The 16476-nt window shown below is 66.6% G+C and carries 15 protein-coding genes; 4 read left to right on the forward strand and 11 right to left on the reverse strand.

Annotated features, from left to right (window positions below; genetic code table 11):
* Nucleotides 1–56: 56 nt before the first annotated feature.
* From ACZ5KP_RS01695 to ACZ5KP_RS01705, 3 genes are all read right to left on the reverse strand, one after another.
* A complete protein-coding gene (locus ACZ5KP_RS01695; RefSeq protein WP_460919221.1) occupies nt 57–1037 on the reverse strand; it encodes an isocitrate/isopropylmalate dehydrogenase family protein in 981 nt (326 codons plus the stop codon).
* A 184-nt stretch (nt 1038–1221) separates the two neighbouring features.
* Entirely contained in the window at nt 1222–1914 is a 693-nt protein-coding gene (locus tag ACZ5KP_RS01700; protein ID WP_460919224.1) for a trypsin-like serine peptidase, read from the reverse strand.
* 574 nt (nt 1915–2488) lie between these two features.
* Nucleotides 2489–2764 (reverse strand): hypothetical protein, encoded by a 276-nt coding sequence (locus ACZ5KP_RS01705; RefSeq protein WP_460919227.1) that lies wholly within the window; start codon nt 2762–2764, stop codon nt 2489–2491.
* 259 nt (nt 2765–3023) lie between these two features.
* Here ACZ5KP_RS01705 and ACZ5KP_RS01710 point away from each other — a divergent pair, with 259 nt between their 5' ends.
* On the forward strand, nt 3024–3314 hold the full coding sequence (locus ACZ5KP_RS01710; protein ID WP_460919229.1) for a hypothetical protein: 291 nt from the start codon (nt 3024–3026) through the stop codon (nt 3312–3314).
* Between the two features lie 37 nt (nt 3315–3351).
* Here ACZ5KP_RS01710 and leuD read toward each other — a convergent pair whose 3' ends face one another.
* The 8 genes from leuD to ACZ5KP_RS01750 form a co-directional block, all read right to left on the reverse strand.
* Nucleotides 3352–3981 carry a 3-isopropylmalate dehydratase small subunit gene (gene leuD, locus ACZ5KP_RS01715; RefSeq protein WP_460919232.1) on the reverse strand — a complete coding sequence of 210 codons (630 nt, stop codon included), beginning with the start codon at nt 3979–3981 and terminating at the stop codon, nt 3352–3354.
* Complete coding sequence (gene leuC / locus ACZ5KP_RS01720; RefSeq protein WP_460919235.1) at nt 3978–5399, reverse strand: 3-isopropylmalate dehydratase large subunit; 1422 nt, start codon at nt 5397–5399, stop codon at nt 3978–3980. The genes leuD and leuC overlap by 4 nt, the downstream gene beginning before the upstream one ends.
* On the reverse strand, nt 5392–5745 hold the full coding sequence (locus tag ACZ5KP_RS01725) for a hypothetical protein (protein ID WP_460919238.1): 354 nt from the start codon (nt 5743–5745) through the stop codon (nt 5392–5394). Before ACZ5KP_RS01725 ends, leuC begins: the two co-directional genes overlap by 8 nt.
* Before the next feature lie 52 nt (nt 5746–5797).
* The gene (ilvC, locus tag ACZ5KP_RS01730; RefSeq protein WP_460921096.1) at nt 5798–6898 is read right to left on the reverse strand and encodes a ketol-acid reductoisomerase; all 1101 of its coding nucleotides are present in this window, start codon (nt 6896–6898) and stop codon (nt 5798–5800) included.
* A 12-nt stretch (nt 6899–6910) separates the two neighbouring features.
* Nucleotides 6911–7573 carry an acetolactate synthase small subunit gene (gene ilvN, locus ACZ5KP_RS01735; RefSeq protein ID WP_460919241.1) on the reverse strand — a complete coding sequence of 221 codons (663 nt, stop codon included), beginning with the start codon at nt 7571–7573 and terminating at the stop codon, nt 6911–6913.
* 11 nt (nt 7574–7584) lie between these two features.
* Entirely contained in the window at nt 7585–9489 is a 1905-nt protein-coding gene (gene ilvB, locus ACZ5KP_RS01740) for a biosynthetic-type acetolactate synthase large subunit (protein ID WP_460919245.1), read from the reverse strand.
* 452 nt (nt 9490–9941) lie between these two features.
* Entirely contained in the window at nt 9942–11159 is a 1218-nt protein-coding gene (locus tag ACZ5KP_RS01745) for a LeuA family protein (RefSeq protein WP_460921098.1), read from the reverse strand.
* 207 nt (nt 11160–11366) lie between these two features.
* The gene (locus ACZ5KP_RS01750; RefSeq protein ID WP_460919248.1) at nt 11367–12200 is read right to left on the reverse strand and encodes an aldo/keto reductase; all 834 of its coding nucleotides are present in this window, start codon (nt 12198–12200) and stop codon (nt 11367–11369) included.
* 177 nt (nt 12201–12377) lie between these two features.
* Here ACZ5KP_RS01750 and ACZ5KP_RS01755 point away from each other — a divergent pair, with 177 nt between their 5' ends.
* From ACZ5KP_RS01755 to ACZ5KP_RS01765, 3 genes are read left to right on the forward strand one after another with little or no spacing between them, the layout of a single operon-like run.
* Nucleotides 12378–13655: a Single-stranded DNA binding protein gene (locus ACZ5KP_RS01755; protein ID WP_460919250.1), complete on the forward strand. Its 1278-nt coding sequence runs from the start codon at nt 12378–12380 to the stop codon at nt 13653–13655.
* Nucleotides 13652–15337 carry an RPA family protein gene (locus tag ACZ5KP_RS01760; protein WP_460919253.1) on the forward strand — a complete coding sequence of 562 codons (1686 nt, stop codon included), beginning with the start codon at nt 13652–13654 and terminating at the stop codon, nt 15335–15337. The genes ACZ5KP_RS01755 and ACZ5KP_RS01760 overlap by 4 nt, the downstream gene beginning before the upstream one ends.
* Entirely contained in the window at nt 15337–16083 is a 747-nt protein-coding gene (locus tag ACZ5KP_RS01765) for a metallophosphoesterase (RefSeq protein WP_460919256.1), read from the forward strand. The genes ACZ5KP_RS01760 and ACZ5KP_RS01765 overlap by 1 nt, the downstream gene beginning before the upstream one ends.
* The last annotated feature ends 393 nt before the right edge of the window (nt 16084–16476 follow it).

The raw sequence follows: 16476 nt of genomic DNA on the forward strand, positions 1-16476 counted from the left end.
ATCGGCGTCGCTGACGGCTGCAGTCGGCGATTCCGCGAAACCGATCGTTCGCTGAATCAGAGACGGTCGACGACGGCCGCCGTCACGTCTTCCGTGCCGGCGTCGCCACCAAGATCCGGCGTCCGCGGCCCCTCGGCGAGGACGCCCTCGACTGCAGATCGCACGTTCGCTGCCTCCTCGCCAAACTCGAGGTGTTCGAGGAGCATCGCTGCGGAGAGGATCATCGCCGCGGGGTTCGCGATACCGTCACCGGCGATGTCGGGTGCAGAGCCGTGGACCGGCTCGAAGAGAGCGTTCTCCTCGCCGACGTTGGCGGAGGGCAGCAGACCGAGCCCGCCGACCAGGCCCGCCGAGAGGTCCGAGAGCATGTCGCCGGCGAGGTTCGGGCAGATGACGACGCCGTACTCCTCCGGGCGCTGGACGAGGTGCATCGCGAGCGCGTCCATGAGCGCGGTGTCGTACTCGACGTCGAACTCGTCACCGACCGATTTCGCGACCTCGAGGAACAGGCCGTCCGTCTCTCGCATCACGTTGGCCTTGTGGGCGATCGTCACGTTTTCGAAGTCGTTCTTGCGGGCGTACTCGAAGCCGTACTCCGCGATGTCGCGGGACGCCTCCTCCGTGACGACGCGGGTCAGCGTCCGCACGCCGTCGGTGATCTCGCTCTCGATGCCGGTGTAGACGCCCTCGGTGTTCTCCCGGATGAAGACGATGTCCGTCTCCGGCTGGATCGCGTCCAGCCCGGGGTAGGATCGCGCGGGACGGACGTTCGCAAACGAATCGACGACCGAACGGAGCGGGAGGATGACGTCCGCTGCCGTCTCGCCGGCAGCCCCGAACAGCGTCGCGTCGGCGTCAGCAGCGAGCGCGCGCGTCTCCTGTGGGAGCGCCTCGCCCGTCCGTTCGGCGACGGCGTCGCCCGCCTCACCCTCGACGAACTCGAAGTCGACCGGCAGTGCCTCCAGTACCTCGACGGCGGCGGGCGTGACCTCCTGGCCGATCCCGTCGCCAGGGATCACGGCGATCTCGTGAGTCATGCCTGGTCGGACGGAAAGCGAGGGGGAAAGTGGTTCGGTTCGGGGCCATCGGTCTGGAGAGGTTGCTCCCAACGCCGAGGGCACGCCGCGATCGCTTCGACAGAGACTGTCAGATCCTTTTGACAGAGACAGCAGGCCGAGCGATTCCATCCACGGGGCCCGCTTCGAGACGCTGCTTCGATTCTCACGACCCGCTATCGGGAGCGACGCCGTCCTTCGACGCCGGTCGCTCGTCCCGTTCCATCCAGTCCCGAATCCGATCGAGTCGCTGCTCGTCCAGGCGAACCCCGACCGCCGCGTCGTCGCAGTCGTTCGAGGAGTGCCACGCGGAGTTGATCGTGACGAGCGTCGCGCGCCCGTCGACGTACGTCCAGACCGGTGCGCCACTGTCCCCGTGGGAGAGCGGCCCGCAGTAGTAGAGGTAGCCGTCGTTCGTGCCGCGGGCGGAGGGCTGGGGCGTCGGCGTCGAGCCGATTTGGCGCGTTCCGGTGACGTTGTGAACGTAGCCCGCCTGATTCAGGTCCCGCGAGTGGAGGTCTCCAAGTGCTCCGTCGGGCAGCGCCATCGATCCGGCCTCCGCGCCGATGGGCCGATCCAGCACCAGCAACGCGAGGTCGTTCACCGGTGGGTCACCGTTCCAGTCGGGGTGCACGTAGACGTCGGTGACGTTCGCGCGACCGAAGGGAGCCCCCGCGGGCTCCTCAGGAGCGTCTCGGTAGCCAGGCGTGAACGTCATCGATCCGGTGTCGTACGGGTCGCCGTCGTCGTCAGTCACGACGTGTGCCGCCGTGAGAACGTGATACTCCGAGACGAGCACACCGGTCGCGCTACCGACCGTACCGATGGTAGCGTACGGATACTCGCTCGTATTGCTCACGTCGAAGCGCCCTGGTACGTCCGTTGGATCGAGCGGCTCGGAGGGCCAGTTCGGCGGGCCCAGCGTGGCAAAGCTTGTCGATGAACCGGCCGCCTGGCCTGTAGATTCCGATGCTGATCCGGCGTCCTGCCAGCCGCCGATACCCACTCCACCGAAACTGGCACCGAGCACTGGGAGAGTGAGTAAGGCAACGATTACCCCAGCAGCGACCATCCATCGGCGCCGGTACGCTCCCATTTCTGCCCGTAATCAACGACTACCTGAGTTAACTTCGACGGCAGATTGGGTACGTCTCCGATCCACGTGAACGCCAGTTGCCCACGACTCGTCTCCCAATAATATTCACATACTGGCCTCGCGTTTCGCACCCTCCATTGTAGCCAATACAGGAACTGGAGCACGTCACGTCGAGTAACGAGATCCTACCGTCGGACGGTCCGCGACGACCATCGGTCCGATCACGCTCACAGAGATTTACTGCTCGATATCGCCGGAACTCGGCATCGGACAGCCGCTGGCTATGTTCGTGCTAACGGTTATCGATCGGACGGCGCCGTGCGGTCGACGAGGACGCTCATCTGTACAGGATCTCGTCGATGTCCTCTTCGTCGGTCTCGGTGCCAGAGGCGAACCGTCTGCGAGCCATCGCTTCTTTCTCCTTCGAGGAGAGCGGCACGCCAGACGAGCGAAACGAATCCACGATCTCGGCTTGCGAGGAGTAGGCGTCGTCGATCAGTCGACTCAGCAACTCCTGTTGCGTGACGTCGGTCCCGGTCTCGAGCCGGATCTCAGCCTGGAGTTCCTCGAGGCGATCTTTCGCCTCATCGTCGACCTTGACTGACGCGGTCATGACTAATCGGTAACTCGGTATATCAATTAATGCTTCCACCAGAAACGGTTTGCCGTCAGCGGCTCGACCGACCTGTCCGAATACACCCGATTTTTCGTCGATGGAGACGCTACGACGAACCGTGTCGAACTCGACCGAACTTCCCGATCTGACTTCCACGTCGGTCGTGCTGAGCGCGCTATCGGGAGCGGCGTACTGCGTTGCTGCCGTCTGGTACGCAAACGGACGGGGTCACCCGGAGTTCGGCATTGATCACCCGATGGAGCTCTATCCAATCCTGTTGCTCGTAGCGGCAGGAGCCGTCCCGACCTACCTGCTCGCCAGGCGCCGTCGCATCACGCCCGCGATCGTCCTGGGACTCGCCACGTACCTCTGGATCGTCGCCGAAGCGAACCAGGGCGGCCCCGGCAATCCATTCGCTGGCTTTCTGGGACTTCTCTCGCTATGGATCGGACTGATGGTACTCGCAAGCATGGGCGAAGGACGAGTGGTACGTACCATCGGCTGGGTTTGGGCCAGGCTGCGCGAAGATAGCACCGGGCGTCGGTGAGTACGAGTGAGAACTGCGCGACGAGTCGACAGTGACCTCAGAGGTACGGCAGCGACGCCGCGGTCTCCTCGATCGCGTTCCCGTTGGCCTTCATCAGCGCCGTCGTGTCCCAGATGCCCTCGACGAGGGCCTGTCGCTGAGCGTCGTCGACGCTGACGCTGATCTCGTTGCCGCCGTAGGTGACGGTCTCGGCTGCGACGTCGACGTCGATGTCGCCGTCGGGGTTGTCCTCCACCCACTGCTGGAGGTGATTGATCGACTCGTGATCGGCCGTCACGGTCGGCATGCCCAACGCGAGACAGTTGCCCGCGAAGATCTCCGCGAACCCTTCGCCGACGAAGGCGTCGATGCCCCAGCGCATCAGGGCTTGGGGCGCGTGCTCGCGCGAGGAGCCACAGCCGAAATTGTCGTTGACGACCATGACCGAGGCGTCCTGGAACCGCTCCTCGTTCATCGGATGCTCTTTGGGCTCGTCGTCATCGTCGAAGCGTAGGTCGAAGAAGGAGAACTGACCGAGCCCGTCGAAGGTGACGACCTTCATGAAGCGCGCCGGGATGATCTGGTCGGTGTCGATGTCGTTGCCACGGATCGGGACGCCGGAGCCCGAAACGTGCTCGACGGAGGGAATGTCCTCGGTGGCGTCGCCGCTGGATTCGTCGGGGCTCATGCCAGGGACACCTCCGTCACGTCGCGTACGTCACTCACTTCTCCGGTGATCGCCGCCGCGGCGACCATCCGCGGGTTCATCAGGACGGTCCGCCCATCCTTCGAGCCCTGGCGGCCGACGAAGTTGCGGTTCGAGGAGGAGGCACAGGCCTCGTCGCCCTCGAGCTGATCCTCGTTCATGCCGAGACACATCGAGCAGCCCGCGTTGCGCCACTCGAAGCCGGCCTCCTCGAAGACGTCCTTCAGCCCTTCCTTCCTCGCGGCCTCCTGGACGCGCTGGCTGCCGGGGACGACGAACGCGCGAACGTCATCGTCGACCTCGCGGCCCTTGACGATCCGCGCCGCGCGGCGCAGGTCTGGCAAGCGTGCGTTCGTGCAGGATCCCAGGAACGCGACGTCGATCTCGTATCCGTTCATCGTCTCGCCGGGCTCGACGCGCATGTGTTCCTGGGCGCGACGTGCCGTGTCCTGCTTCGCTTCGGGCAGGTCCTCCGGCGCTGGGATCGGGTCGTCGATGCCGACGCCCTGGCCGGGCGTGGTGCCCCAGGTGACGACGGGGTCGAGCGAGCCCGCGTCGATCTCGACCACGTCATCGTACTCGGCGTCTTCGTCCGAACGGATCGATTCCCAGTACGGCTTCAGCTGCTCGAACTCCTCGGGGTGTTCCTGGAAGTAGTCGGTCTCCTTCATCCAGGCCGCCGTGGTCTCGTCGGGCTGTACGTAGCCCGCACGAGCGCCGCCCTCGATGGACATGTTGCAGATGGACATCCGACCCTCCATGCCGAGATTCTCGATCGTCTCGCCAGCGTACTCGTAGACGTAGCCGACGCCACCCTCGGTGCCGAGTCGGCGGATGATCTCGAGGATAATGTCCTTGGCCTCGACGCCCTCCTCGAGTTCACCGGTGACCTCGATACGACGGACCTTCTGTTTCTCCATCGCGATGGTCTGGGTCGCGAGCACGTCCCGGATCTGGGACGTGCCGATCCCGAACGCCAGCGCGCCGAAGGCGCCGTGGGTCGAGGTGTGGGAGTCGCCACAGACGATCGTCTTGCCGGGCTGGGTGATCCCCTGCTCCGGGCCGATGACGTGGACGATCCCCTGATCGCCGGTGGTGGGGTCCGAGAACTGGATCCCCGCGTCGCGGACGTTCTCCTCGAGCTCGGCCATCATGCGCTCGGCCGCGTCGTCGCCGTAGGGACGGGACTGGTCGGCCGTCGGAACGATGTGGTCGACCGTCGCGTGAGTCAGGTCCGGTCGCGCGACCTCGAGGCCGCGCTCCTGGAGCATCCCGAACGCCTGCGGGCTCGTGACCTCGTGGATGAGGTGGAGCCCGACGAACAGCTGGTCCTGGCCGTTGGGCAGCGTCGTGACCTTGTGCTGATCCCAGACCTTGTCGTAGAGCGTTCCCTCACTCATCCGTCGGAGCCTCGTCTACGGGATCGGTTACGTCGGCGGGATCGGCGGCGTCCGCTGGATCGGACTCCGCCGCGTGCTCTGCGCCACGCTCGAACGTCGCGTTCGGCCCGGTCTCACTGGGTGCGTCGTGGTCGACGTCCTCCATCGCGGCGTCGTCATCGTCCCCAGCCTCTGGGGCCGGGGCAGGCTCGCCTCCATCCGCCGCGACGCTCGGGCCGCGGCCGAAGATGGAACCGAACGTGGTGTTCCGCTCGGGGTGGGTGTGGTCGACGCCGCCCATCCTGGGGCGGTCGGTGCTGTCCTCGGAGTCGGTCGGTCGGTTCTCGGTTGGTGTGTCGGGTGTCATCGGTCTGTGTCGGGGTTCGGTGGGGTGTCAGTGGTGGGTGACAGTGTCGGGCTCAGTCGTCCGCGGGCGCTTCGGCGGCCTCGGGCTCGTTCTCGTCGGCCCAGGCGAAGAGGGCGCGGAGGCGCTCGCCGACGTCCTCGATCTCGTGGTTCATCTCGGCGCGGCGCAGCTGGGTGTAGCTGGGCCGGCCGGCCTGGTTCTCCGCGATCCACTCGCGTGCGAAGGTGCCGTCCTGGACGGCTTCGAGGGTCTCCTCCATGTTCTCGCGAACGTGGTCGTCGACGATCTCGTCGCCGCGGACGAGCCCGCCGTACTCGGCGGTGTCCGAGACGGAGTTCCACATCTCGGCGTGCCCACCTTCGTACATCAGGTCGACGATGAGCTTCAGCTCGTTCAGGCACTCGAAGTAGGCGATCTCGGGAGAGTAGCCGTTGTCGACGAGCGTCTCGTAGCCGTGCTTGACCAGCGAGGTGACGCCGCCACAGAGGACGGCCTGCTCGCCGAAGAGGTCGGACTCGACCTCCTCCTGGAAGCTGGTCTCGATGACGCCCGCGCGGGCACAGCCGATGCCCTGGGCGTAGGCCAGCCCGGTGTCGTGGGCGTCGTCGGTCGCGTCCTGGTAGACCGCGAGCAGCGCGGGCGTCCCCTGGTCGCGCTCGTAGTTCCGGCGCACGAGGTGGCCCGGACTCTTCGGGGCGACCATCGTCACGTCGACGTCCTCCGGAGGCTCGATCTGGTTGTAGTGGATGTTGAACCCGTGGGCGAACTGGAGCGTGTCGCCGGCGTCGAGGTTCGGCTCGATCGCATTCTCGTAGACGTCGGGCTGGACCGTGTCGGGGACGAGCACTGAGACGACGTCAGCCTGCGCGGCCGCGTCAGCGGGCGTCGTGACCGTCAGGCCAGCGTCCTCGGCGTCGGCTCGCGAAGAGGAGTCCTCACGGAGTCCGACGACCACGTCGACCCCCGACTCGTGGAGGTTCAGCGCGTGCGCGTGGCCCTGGCTCCCGAAGCCAAGCACGGCCACTGTCTTGTCGTCGATGTGCGAGCTGTCCGCGTCGTCGTCGTAGTATACCGTCGTGGTGAATTCGTCTGCCATTGTTGGGATCTGAAATCGTGGTGTGATCGGATTGGTGTCTGTGGGTGTGGATGTGATCGTCCGGGCGATCTAATCGTCGTTCATCGGCGCGTTCGGCGGGTGGCCCTCGTCCGCGGTCTCGGTGGTTCCCCGCGCCAGCGCCGCGGTGCCGGTGCGTGTGACCTCCCGGACGCCGAAGCGTTGGAACGCCTCGACTGCGTTCTCGATCTGCGGGCGCTGCCCCGTGATCTCGACCGTGATGGTCTCCGCGCCCGCGTCGACGGCCTGGCCGCCGTACATCTCGGCCAGCGCCTGCACCTTGTCGGGGTGCTCGCCGCTCACCTTGATGAGTGCGAGCTCGCGGAGCGTCGCGTCGCGTTCGAGCTCGCGAACCGCTGCGACGGGCACGAGTTTCGCGAGCTGCTTCTTGGCCTGCTCGATTCCCGGTCGCGTCTCCTCGATGGCCAGCGTGATCCGCGCGCGGTCGGGGTTCTCCGTCGGACCGACGGTCAAGCTCTCGATGTTGAACTGCCGCCGGCTGAACAGCGAGGAGACCTGCGCGAGCACGCCGGGCTCGTGGAGCACCAGCGCCGAGAGCGTCACGTGCTCGGGTTTGAGCTCGGCCTCCGCCTCGGGGTCGATGCGGATCCCCTGCGGGTTGCGCTTCCCCTTGGGTTCGGGTCGTTCCTCGGGTCGCGGTCCCTCCAGCGCCTTCGAGTCGCCGTCGGCGTTCGTGGTGGATTCGTTGCTCATATCGAATCACCTCAGAGCTGCCCCTCCGACAGTGCGAACTTCCCGTTGTCTCCGCCGCTGGGGACCATCGGGTAGACGTTCGCCTGTGGGTCGATCCGGAAGTCGATCACGCTCGGACCGTCGTACGCGACGGCGTCCTCGACGGCGTCGGCGACCTCGTCGTACTCGTCGACCGCCCAGCCGCGCGCGCCGAACGCCTCCGCCAGCTTGTCGAACTCGGGACACCAGCCGTACTCCGAAGCCGCGTGGCGGCCCTCGAAGAAGGCGTCCTGCCACTGGCGGACCATGCCGACGTACTCGTTGTTGAGCACGGCGACGGTGACGTCGAGCTCCTCGCGGACGGCGACGGACAACTCCTGCATCGTCATCAGGAAGGAGCCGTCGCCCTCGAAGCAGACGACGTCCTGGTCGTCGTCGGCTGCCAGTCGCGCACCGATCGCGGCGGGCATGCCGTAGCCCATCGTCCCCAGTCCGTGACTGGAGACCCACGTCCGGGGCTCGGTGAACTCCCAGTACTGGCAGGCCCACATCTGGTGTTGGCCGACGCCGGTCGCGACGATCGCGTCGTCGCCAGTTGCTTCGTCGAGCGCTTCGACGACGAACTCCGGCTGGAGCGGGCGGTCCTCCGGGATCGGGTAGTCCATCGGGTACTCCTCCTTCCAGGTCCGGCATTGCTCGCGCCACTCGTCGGCGTCGGGTTTCCGGTCGATCTGGTCGTGGAGCTGCTCGATCACCGTGCCAGCGTCGCCGATCAGCGGATAGTCCGCGTGGATGTTCTTGCTAATCTCCGCGGGGTCGATGTCCACGTGGACGACCTCGGCGTCGGGTGCAAACGTCTCGATGCCGCCGGTCAGCCGGTCGTCGAACCGGGTGCCGATGCCGATCAGCAGGTCGGTGTGGGTGATCGCCATGTTGGCGAACCCGGTGCCGTGCATGCCGGCCATCGACATCGACAGCTCGTGGTCCTCCGGGAAGGAACCCAGCGCGGGCATCGTCGTCACGACCGGAATTTCGTACTCGGTCGCGAACTCGTAGAGCGCCTCGCTGGCCTCGCCCTTGATGATCCCGCCGCCGGCCAGGATCGCGGGGCGCTCGGCGTCCTCGATCGCCCGTGCTGCCTCGACGACGTTCGTTCGATCCGCGGACTCCTGAACGGTGTACGTCTCGGGCGTCTGGGGCGCGCCGGGCTCACGGTCGGTCTCGCCGTTGGTGACGTCCTTCGGTAAGTCGACCAGCGTCGGACCGGGACGGCCAGTTCCGGCCAGCGCGAGCGCCTCGCCGACGTCGTCGCCGACGGAATCGGCGTCCGTCGCGAAGCTGTTGTGCTTCGTGATCGGGTCGGTGACGCCGGTGGTGTCGGTCTCCTGGAACGCGTCGTTGCCGACCATCTCCGTGGAAACCTGACCGGTCAGCGCGATCATCGGATCCGAGTCCATGTCCGCGTCGGCGATCCCCGTCACGAGATTCGTCGCGCCTGGCCCGGAAGTGGCGAGACAGACGCCAGGCTCGCCGGAGACGATCCCGTAGGCGTCCGCGGCGTGGGACGCGCCCTGCTCGTGGGCCATCGTGACGTGATTCAGCTGCTCGGAGTCATAGAGCGCGTCGTAGACCGGCATGATCGCGCCGCCCTGGACGCCGAAGAGGTACTCGATGCCCGCGTTCTCGAGCGCGCGGACGACCGACTGGGCGCCACTGGTGACGGGACGCTGGCCCGTCTCCGCGTTGGGCTCCTCGGCCGGTGGCTCCTCGTCGCCGAGGTCAGGCTCGGATCCCTCGTCGCCAGCGCCGCGCTCGGCGGCGGACCCGGGCGCGCTCGTACCGGTCTGGCTGGCGGTCGCCTCGCCGCCATCGGGGACTGCGTCGGTGGCACTTCCGCCGGCATCGTCGGTGGAGTCGGTCGATTCGTGCCCGGTCATCGGTACTCACCTGTCGATCGGTGCTGGCCCGTCGGTCTCGAATGCGTGGGCGCATGCGGACGACACCCTCGGGTAGTGGACTGTCGTCGACTGGTCGGCGGGCGATGCGGTCGACGTTGGCGTGTGATTGGTGGACGTGGTGTTGGGGTCATGGATGGACGCGTGGACGGACGACGCTGCTGGTCGAACACTGGGCGACAGCCGGAGGAAAGGGTGAGTACAGGGGCTAGGAAGCCCCTACAATAATCGCGACGACGTCGCTGCTCGCCGGGAGTGCGGACCGGGAGCGAGCGCGTCGCGTCATTTCGTGAACCCAGATGAGACCTCGGTGTATATGTTCCTTTCGGAGACTGCCATCCGAACGAACGGGAGCGGCCCGCAGCACTGCGGCCGCTGGAACTCCGCTGCTCGCTACTGGGGGTGTGGTGTGCGGCCCGGGACATTGGAATCACCTACGCCCGGACCTCCTCTTCCTCGAGGGATACGCCGACCTCGCGGGCGAAGCGCTCCAGCTCCGCCTCGGTGACCCGGTCGCCCTCGGCACCGTAGTCCTTGACCCGTCGGGTGACCGCCCGGACTTCCTCTTCGGAGGGGGCAAAGCCCGCGCCCTCCAGGCGCTCCCGGACGGAGTGCGTCCCCGTGTGCTTGCCCAGCACCAGTTCGCGCTGCGCGCCCACCATCTCGGGGGTCATGACGCCGGGCTCGAACGTGTCGGAGTTCTCGATCACGCCGGCAGCGTGGATGCCGCTCTCGTGAGAGAAGGCGTTCGCGCCGACGACCGGCTTGTTGGCCGGGACCGGCATGTCCGACTTCTCCTCGACGACGCGGGACAGCTCGGTGATCCGCGTCGTGTCGATCCCCGTGTCGACCTGGAACAGCGACTCCAGGGACATGACGTACTCCTCGTAGGCGGCGTTGCCGGCGCGCTCGCCGATGGAGTTCACCGAGACCTGCGCCTGCTCGGCACCGGCCTCGATCCCGGAGATCGCGTTGGCGGTCGCCATCCCGAAGTCGTCGTGCGTGTGCACGTCGATCCGCGCGTCGGTGTGGTCCGTGACCGTGTCGATCAGGTCGTAGAACCGCCGCGGCGCGGCGACCCCGCACGTGTCGGGAATGTTGATCCAGTCGGTGCCCGCCTCGGTGACGGCTTCGATCACGTCGAGCAGGAACTCCTCGTCTGTCCGCGTGGCGTCCATCGGGGAGAACATGCAGGTCGCGCCCGCATCGACGACCCGTTCGACCGCCTCGACGGCGTTCGCGCGGACTTCCTCGCGCGTCGCGTGCATGGAGTCCTCGATCTGGACGTCGCTGGTCGAGACGAAGACGTGGACCATCTCCGCGCCCGTATCGAGGGCGGCTTCGATGTCCTTGTCGACGACTCGCGCCAGCCCACAGACGTCGTTGCTGGTGCTCTTCGCGATATCTCTGACTGCCTCGAACTCCGCGTCGGAGTTCACCGGGAACCCGGCCTCGATGACGTGGGTGCCCATCTCGTCGAGGATCGCCGCTATCTCGCGTTTGTCCTCGTATGAGAAGGACGTGCGAGGCGACTGTTCCCCGTCTCTGAGCGTCGTGTCGAAAACGCGCGCCGTCTCGATCTCGTCAGTTGAATCCAGTGTGCCCTGGAAGAACTCGATCCGCCTGGCTGGTGCCAGACGAGTCGTCGGAATGCGACATTGTGTTCGTTACAGAACGAACCTGCCTACATAAGCCTGTCCCTGTCGTTCCACGAGTTCGTGGAATCGGAGGGCGTGATCGACGTTCGATCGTGCAATTATTGCGAACCAGCCGCGCCCCAATGGTCGTTCGTCCGGATCGAGCCGTGAAACAGCTCGCTTCCAGCGACCCTGGGAGAGGGATCCGTCGAATCGCCACTCTCAGAACGGCACCTTGCGCATCAGCCCGGGGAGTCGGTTCCAGAGCCGTCGTCGAATGCTACCGTCGAGTCCGGCGATCCGTTCCATCTCGGCGCCAGTTAGCTCGAAGTCGAACACTGCGAGGTTCGCCTCGAGATGGTCCCTACTGCTCGCCTTCGGGATCGCAACGACGTTCTCCTGCTGGACGAGCCACCGGAGCGCGACCTGCGCAGCGGATTTGTCGTACGTATCGCCGATTTCGGCGAGGGTACCGTCCGTGATCGCCTCGCCGCGACCCAGCGGGCTGTAGGCTGTCAGGGCGACGCCCTCCCGCTGACAGTAGTCGAGCAGGTTCGACTGGTCCTTGTAGGGATTGTAGAGCACCTGGTCGGTCGCGATCGGCGCGTCGGCGATCTCGCGGGCCTCCCGTAGCTGGTCGGTCGTGAAGTTGCTCACGCCGAGCTGGCGGACGTTGCCCTCCTGGTACAGGTCGTCCATCACGCCGAGCGTCTCCTCGAAGGGCACGCGAGGATGTGGCCAGTGGATCAGGAGGAGGTCGACGTAGTCGGTGTCGAGCTTCTCGAGGCTCTGCTCGAACGATTCGCGTGCGTCGTCCGCGCGGAGATTCCCGCGATCGAGCTTCGTCGTCAGGAAGACGTCGTCGCGATCGACGTTCGAACGCGCGATCCCCTCGCCGACTTGCGCCTCGTTGTCGTACATCTGGGCGGTGTCGACGTGGCGGTAGCCCAGTTCGAGCGCCGTTTCGACCGTTTCGGCACAGCCAGGCCCGGTGTTCTGCCACGTGCCGAGACCAAGGGCCGGGATCTCGGCGTCGCCAGCGGTGACGGTGTCCATCTATCCGATGTCACGCACGTCCGAGTGAAAGCCGTTCCCCCCACGCGGCCCCAACGCGGTCCTCACGAACGCGTCGTCCGTCCGTGCGATCGCCGATGCGTCGGTGGAGGAAACGTCGGTCCGGAGGGCCGCCCGTCGGTAAGACACCTTTTTGCACACCCCCACCGAAGCGCGACCATGTCGCTCGACGATCACGCCGAGGAGCTCGCCTCCGACCTCGGTGTCGACAAAGAGGAGGTCAAAGCGGACCTGGAGAACCTCGTAGAGTACAGCGTCCCCGTCGACGAGGCCAAAGAGAGCCTCCGCCGGAAGTACGGCGGTGGCGGCGGAGGCGGCGGTAGCTCCACGCCCTCCGTCGATTCGATCGCGGAGATCGACACGGACACGGGCAGTGTCAACCTCACCGCCCGCGTGCTCACCGTCGGCTCCCGCGAGATCTCGATCGACGGCGAGCAGCAGGTCATCCGCGAGGGTGACCTGGCCGACGACTCGGGGATCATCGAGTACACCGCCTGGGAGGACTTCGGCCTCGAGGCCGGGGACACGATCACCGTCGGCAACGCCGGCATCAGGGAGTTCCGCGGGAACGCACAGGTGAATCTCGGCTCCTCGACGACAGTCACCTTCGAAGAGGAGGACCTCGAGGTTCCCTACGAGATCGGGCCCGAGCGCTCGCTTACGGACCTGCAGGTCGGCGATGCCGGCCGAACGGTCGAGGTGCTCGTCGAGGAGGTCGAGACCAGAGAGATCGACGGCCGGGACGGCGAGACGACGATCAAGTCCGGCGTGTTCGGCGACGAGTCCGGACGGCTGCCGTTCACGGACTGGGGCAACCGCGACGAACTGGAAGCTGGCGTCGCGATCCGCGCGGAGAACGTCCACGTCCGGGAGTTCCGCGGCGTGCCCGAAGTGAGTCTCTCCGAGCGCGCGACCGTCGACATCGTCGATCGCGAAATCGAGGTCGGCGAGGAGGTCACCCGTCGATCGATCCGCGAGGCCGTCGCGACCGGCGGCATCTACGACGTCGAGGTGATCGGCAACGTCGTCGACGTCCGGGACGGCTCTGGGTTGATCGAGCGCTGCCCCGAGTGCGGACGCGTCATCCAGAACGGCCAGTGTCGCTCCCACGGCGAGGTCGAGGGCGAAGACGATTTGCGCGTGCGTGCGATCCTCGACGACGGTACCGACACCGTCACCATCGTCCTCGGGCCCGACAAGACCGAGGAGATCTACGGCGGCGGGCTGGAGAAGGCCAGAGAAGCCGCTCGCGACGCGATGGACCAGACCGTCGTCGGCGAGCAGATCGCCGAGGAGATCGTCGGCCGGGAGTACCGCGTCCGCGGCCACCTCTCCGTCGACGACTACGGCGCGACCCTCGACGCATCCGAGTTCGAGGAGTCCGACGACGAGCCAGCCGATCGCGCTGCCGACCTCCTCGCGGAGGTGGGCCGATGAGCAGCGCCGGACCGGGCCGCCGCGAGGTCGCCCACCGGGTCTTCGCGGCGGAGTACGACGACGCAACCCTCGAGTACGCCGAGAGCGACGAGGAGCGCGCGCCGAACTACGTGGTCACCCCGAGCGGCACGCGGATCAACCGCCTGTTCGTCGTCGGTGTGCTGACTGCCGTCGAACAGGTCAACGACGACACCATCCGGGCACGGATCGCCGACCCCACCGGCGCGTTCGTCGTCTACGCCGGCCAGTACCAGCCGGACGAACTCGCCGCACTGCAGTCCCTCGAAGCACCGGCATTCGTCGCAGTGACCGGGAAGGCGAACACGTTCTCGCCGGAAGGCTCCGACCGCGTGCTGACCTCCGTCCGCCCCGAGAGCGTCACCGAGGTCGACGCGGAGACGCGCGACCGCTGGGTGACTGCGACCGCCGAGCACACGCTCGCGAGGATCCAGACCGCAGCCGGTGCGCTCGGGAAGGACGAGCGGGGCGATGCACTGCGTGTCGCCCTCCTCCGCGACGACGTCGATCCCGGCTTCGCGGAGGGCATCGCGAGAGCGATCGACCACTACGACACGACGGCGGACTACCTCGGCGCGCTCCGCGACCTCGCGGTGCAGTCGCTGGAGGTCGTCGCCGGGGAGCGCTCCGAGGTGGAGGCCCTCGAGCACGAGCCCGACGCCGGCGACGGAGCGGTGACCGCCGCCGATCTCGCGGAGCTGCTCGGCGACGATCGCCGCGCAGTCACGCGGGCAGCCGGCGACGTCGACGTGGACGCGCTCGTGGGGGACGACGGTCCCGAACCGACAGCTGCCGAATCGACCGACGCCGATTCCGAGGCCACCGAGTCGGTGGACGAAGAGCCGGCAACCCAGGAGACGGCGGACTCCGACGTCGATTCGAGCGAGACGACAGCATCACCGGCCGACGAAGCAGCCGAATCCGGTACCGACGGTACCGAAGCACACTCCGCCGACGACGGAGAGGAATCGGCAGATCCGGAGCCGGAGACGAGCGAGACCGCCGTGGCTGAAACCGCTGCCGAGGCCGAGGAGGCCGCCGATACGAAGGAATCCGAAGTGGAGGAATCCGAAGCAGAGGAATCCGACACAGCGGCGTCTGTATCGGACGAAACGCCGTCCGAACCGGAACCGGAGACCAGCGAGACTGCGGCCGAGGAACCCGCCGAGAACGCAGAGCAAGCTGCCGGCGACGAGATCTACGAGTTCGACGAGGAGGAACGCGAGCAGATCGAGGAAGAACACGGCGTCGAGTTCCAGAGCGGCACCGAGGTCGACCCTGCCGGCGAAGCCGACATCGACACGGAGGACGCGCCGCCGGGAGCGGACGATAGCGACGAGGCGTCACCCGATGCGAGCGACGAATCCGAAGGTGGAGCCGACGAAGCCGACGGCGCTGGCGACGAGGAGGAAGCAGCCGCCGACGGCGACGACGGCTCAGGGGACGAATCGGACGACGCCGATAGCGACGTCGATCTGGAAGCAATTCTCGTCGAGGAGATGGACGCACTCGACGACGGCGACGGCGCGGATCGCGCCGCACTGATCGACGCCGTCGCCGAGGAGACCGGTGCCGATGCCGACGCGATCGACGACGCGATCGACGACCTGCTGATGAGCGGACAGTGTTACGAGCCCAGCGAAGGGACGCTCAAGCCGATCTGATGGCGACGCTCGAGCCGGTGCCCGACGCGCCCGCTGCGACCGCGCGAATCGGCGACGAGCGTACTCTCGTGGTCGCGGACTACCACGCCGGCATCGAGGTTGCGCTCGCGATCGAGCGCGGGATCGAGATCGAGTCTCGCGCCGACCAGCGCCGCGAGCGGCTCGTCGAGCTCGTCGAACGGACTGTGCCGGATCGGCTGCTCGTCCTCGGCGATCTCATGCACTCGATCGGCGACCCGGGCGGTCGCGAGCGCGACGAAATCGAGGCGCTCGTCGAGGCGCTCCCGGACGTTCCGATCACGCTGGTCAAGGGCAACCACGACGGGGCGATCGAAGACTGGGTTCCGCGGGTCGAGGTGACCGACGGTACTGGCGTTCGTCTCGGCGAGTTCGGTTTCGCACACGGGCACACGTGGCCCGCCCCCGAGGTCGTCGAGGCCGACGTCGTCTGCGTCGGCCACGAGCATCCACAGGTCCGGCTCGCGGACGAGGTCGGCGGTAGCCGGGTCGAGCGGATCTGGCTTCGCGGTCCGATGGCACGGGAGCCCTTCGTCGAGCGAGATCCGGATCTCGAGTGGTCAACACCGGAGCTGGTCGTACTGCCGGCATTCAACGAGCTCGCCGGCGGGACGTGGGTCAACGTCGAGGGGCAGGAGTTCCTCGCCCCGTTTCTTCCGGCCGGACTCGCCAGCGGGGAGGCGTTCTTGCTCGACGGCACGCGCCTGGGAGACTATCGATCGGTCTGAGTGGTCGGGCGGTCGGGACCGATCGAACAGTCGGGGCGGATCGGGGATTGCAACGGATCGGCTGCTTCCACGGCGTCGATCGGCAGTGCGACAGAAGTACGGGGTCGGGACCCCAGCCACGAAATCCCGACCCGAAGCAGGAGGCAGGTGCGCTGGTTGTTTGGACAGTCCTGTTCACGGTCGACGGGACTCCGTCGACAAATAAAGATAGGGCAGACGGTCACCTATAAATCGTTATTGCGGCAGATTCTTCACTATATTCTAGAATACAAAAACAGACGTGGTTCTTTAGAAGAGATAACAATGTAATCTCAATTCTTCGGTCGCCCCTCGAGCTGAACCGTGGACGAGTGCCCATTCCCGTCACGAAGTGGACCGACAGCGGGCCATCTG

The sequence above is a fragment of the Salinarchaeum chitinilyticum genome, assembly GCF_055390775.1.

Bases quoted from the DNA above. Each gene is read 5' to 3' on its own strand.
- ACZ5KP_RS01695 (WP_460919221.1), bottom strand. From the start codon at position 1,037: ATGACTCACGAGATCGCCGTGATCCCTGGCGACGGGATCGGCCAGGAG.
- ACZ5KP_RS01705 (WP_460919227.1), bottom strand. From the start codon at position 2,764: ATGACCGCGTCAGTCAAGGTCGACGATGAGGCGAAAGATCGCCTCGAG.
- ACZ5KP_RS01710 (WP_460919229.1), top strand. From the start codon at position 3,024: ATGGAGCTCTATCCAATCCTGTTGCTCGTAGCGGCAGGAGCCGTCCCG.
- leuD (WP_460919232.1), bottom strand. From the start codon at position 3,981: ATGAGCCCCGACGAATCCAGCGGCGACGCCACCGAGGACATTCCCTCC.
- leuC (WP_460919235.1), bottom strand. From the start codon at position 5,399: ATGAGTGAGGGAACGCTCTACGACAAGGTCTGGGATCAGCACAAGGTC.
- ACZ5KP_RS01725 (WP_460919238.1), bottom strand. From the start codon at position 5,745: ATGACACCCGACACACCAACCGAGAACCGACCGACCGACTCCGAGGAC.
- ilvN (WP_460919241.1), bottom strand. From the start codon at position 7,573: ATGAGCAACGAATCCACCACGAACGCCGACGGCGACTCGAAGGCGCTG.
- ilvB (WP_460919245.1), bottom strand. From the start codon at position 9,489: ATGACCGGGCACGAATCGACCGACTCCACCGACGATGCCGGCGGAAGT.
- ACZ5KP_RS01750 (WP_460919248.1), bottom strand. From the start codon at position 12,200: ATGGACACCGTCACCGCTGGCGACGCCGAGATCCCGGCCCTTGGTCTC.
- ACZ5KP_RS01755 (WP_460919250.1), top strand. From the start codon at position 12,378: ATGTCGCTCGACGATCACGCCGAGGAGCTCGCCTCCGACCTCGGTGTC.
- ACZ5KP_RS01760 (WP_460919253.1), top strand. From the start codon at position 13,652: ATGAGCAGCGCCGGACCGGGCCGCCGCGAGGTCGCCCACCGGGTCTTC.
- ACZ5KP_RS01765 (WP_460919256.1), top strand. From the start codon at position 15,337: ATGGCGACGCTCGAGCCGGTGCCCGACGCGCCCGCTGCGACCGCGCGA.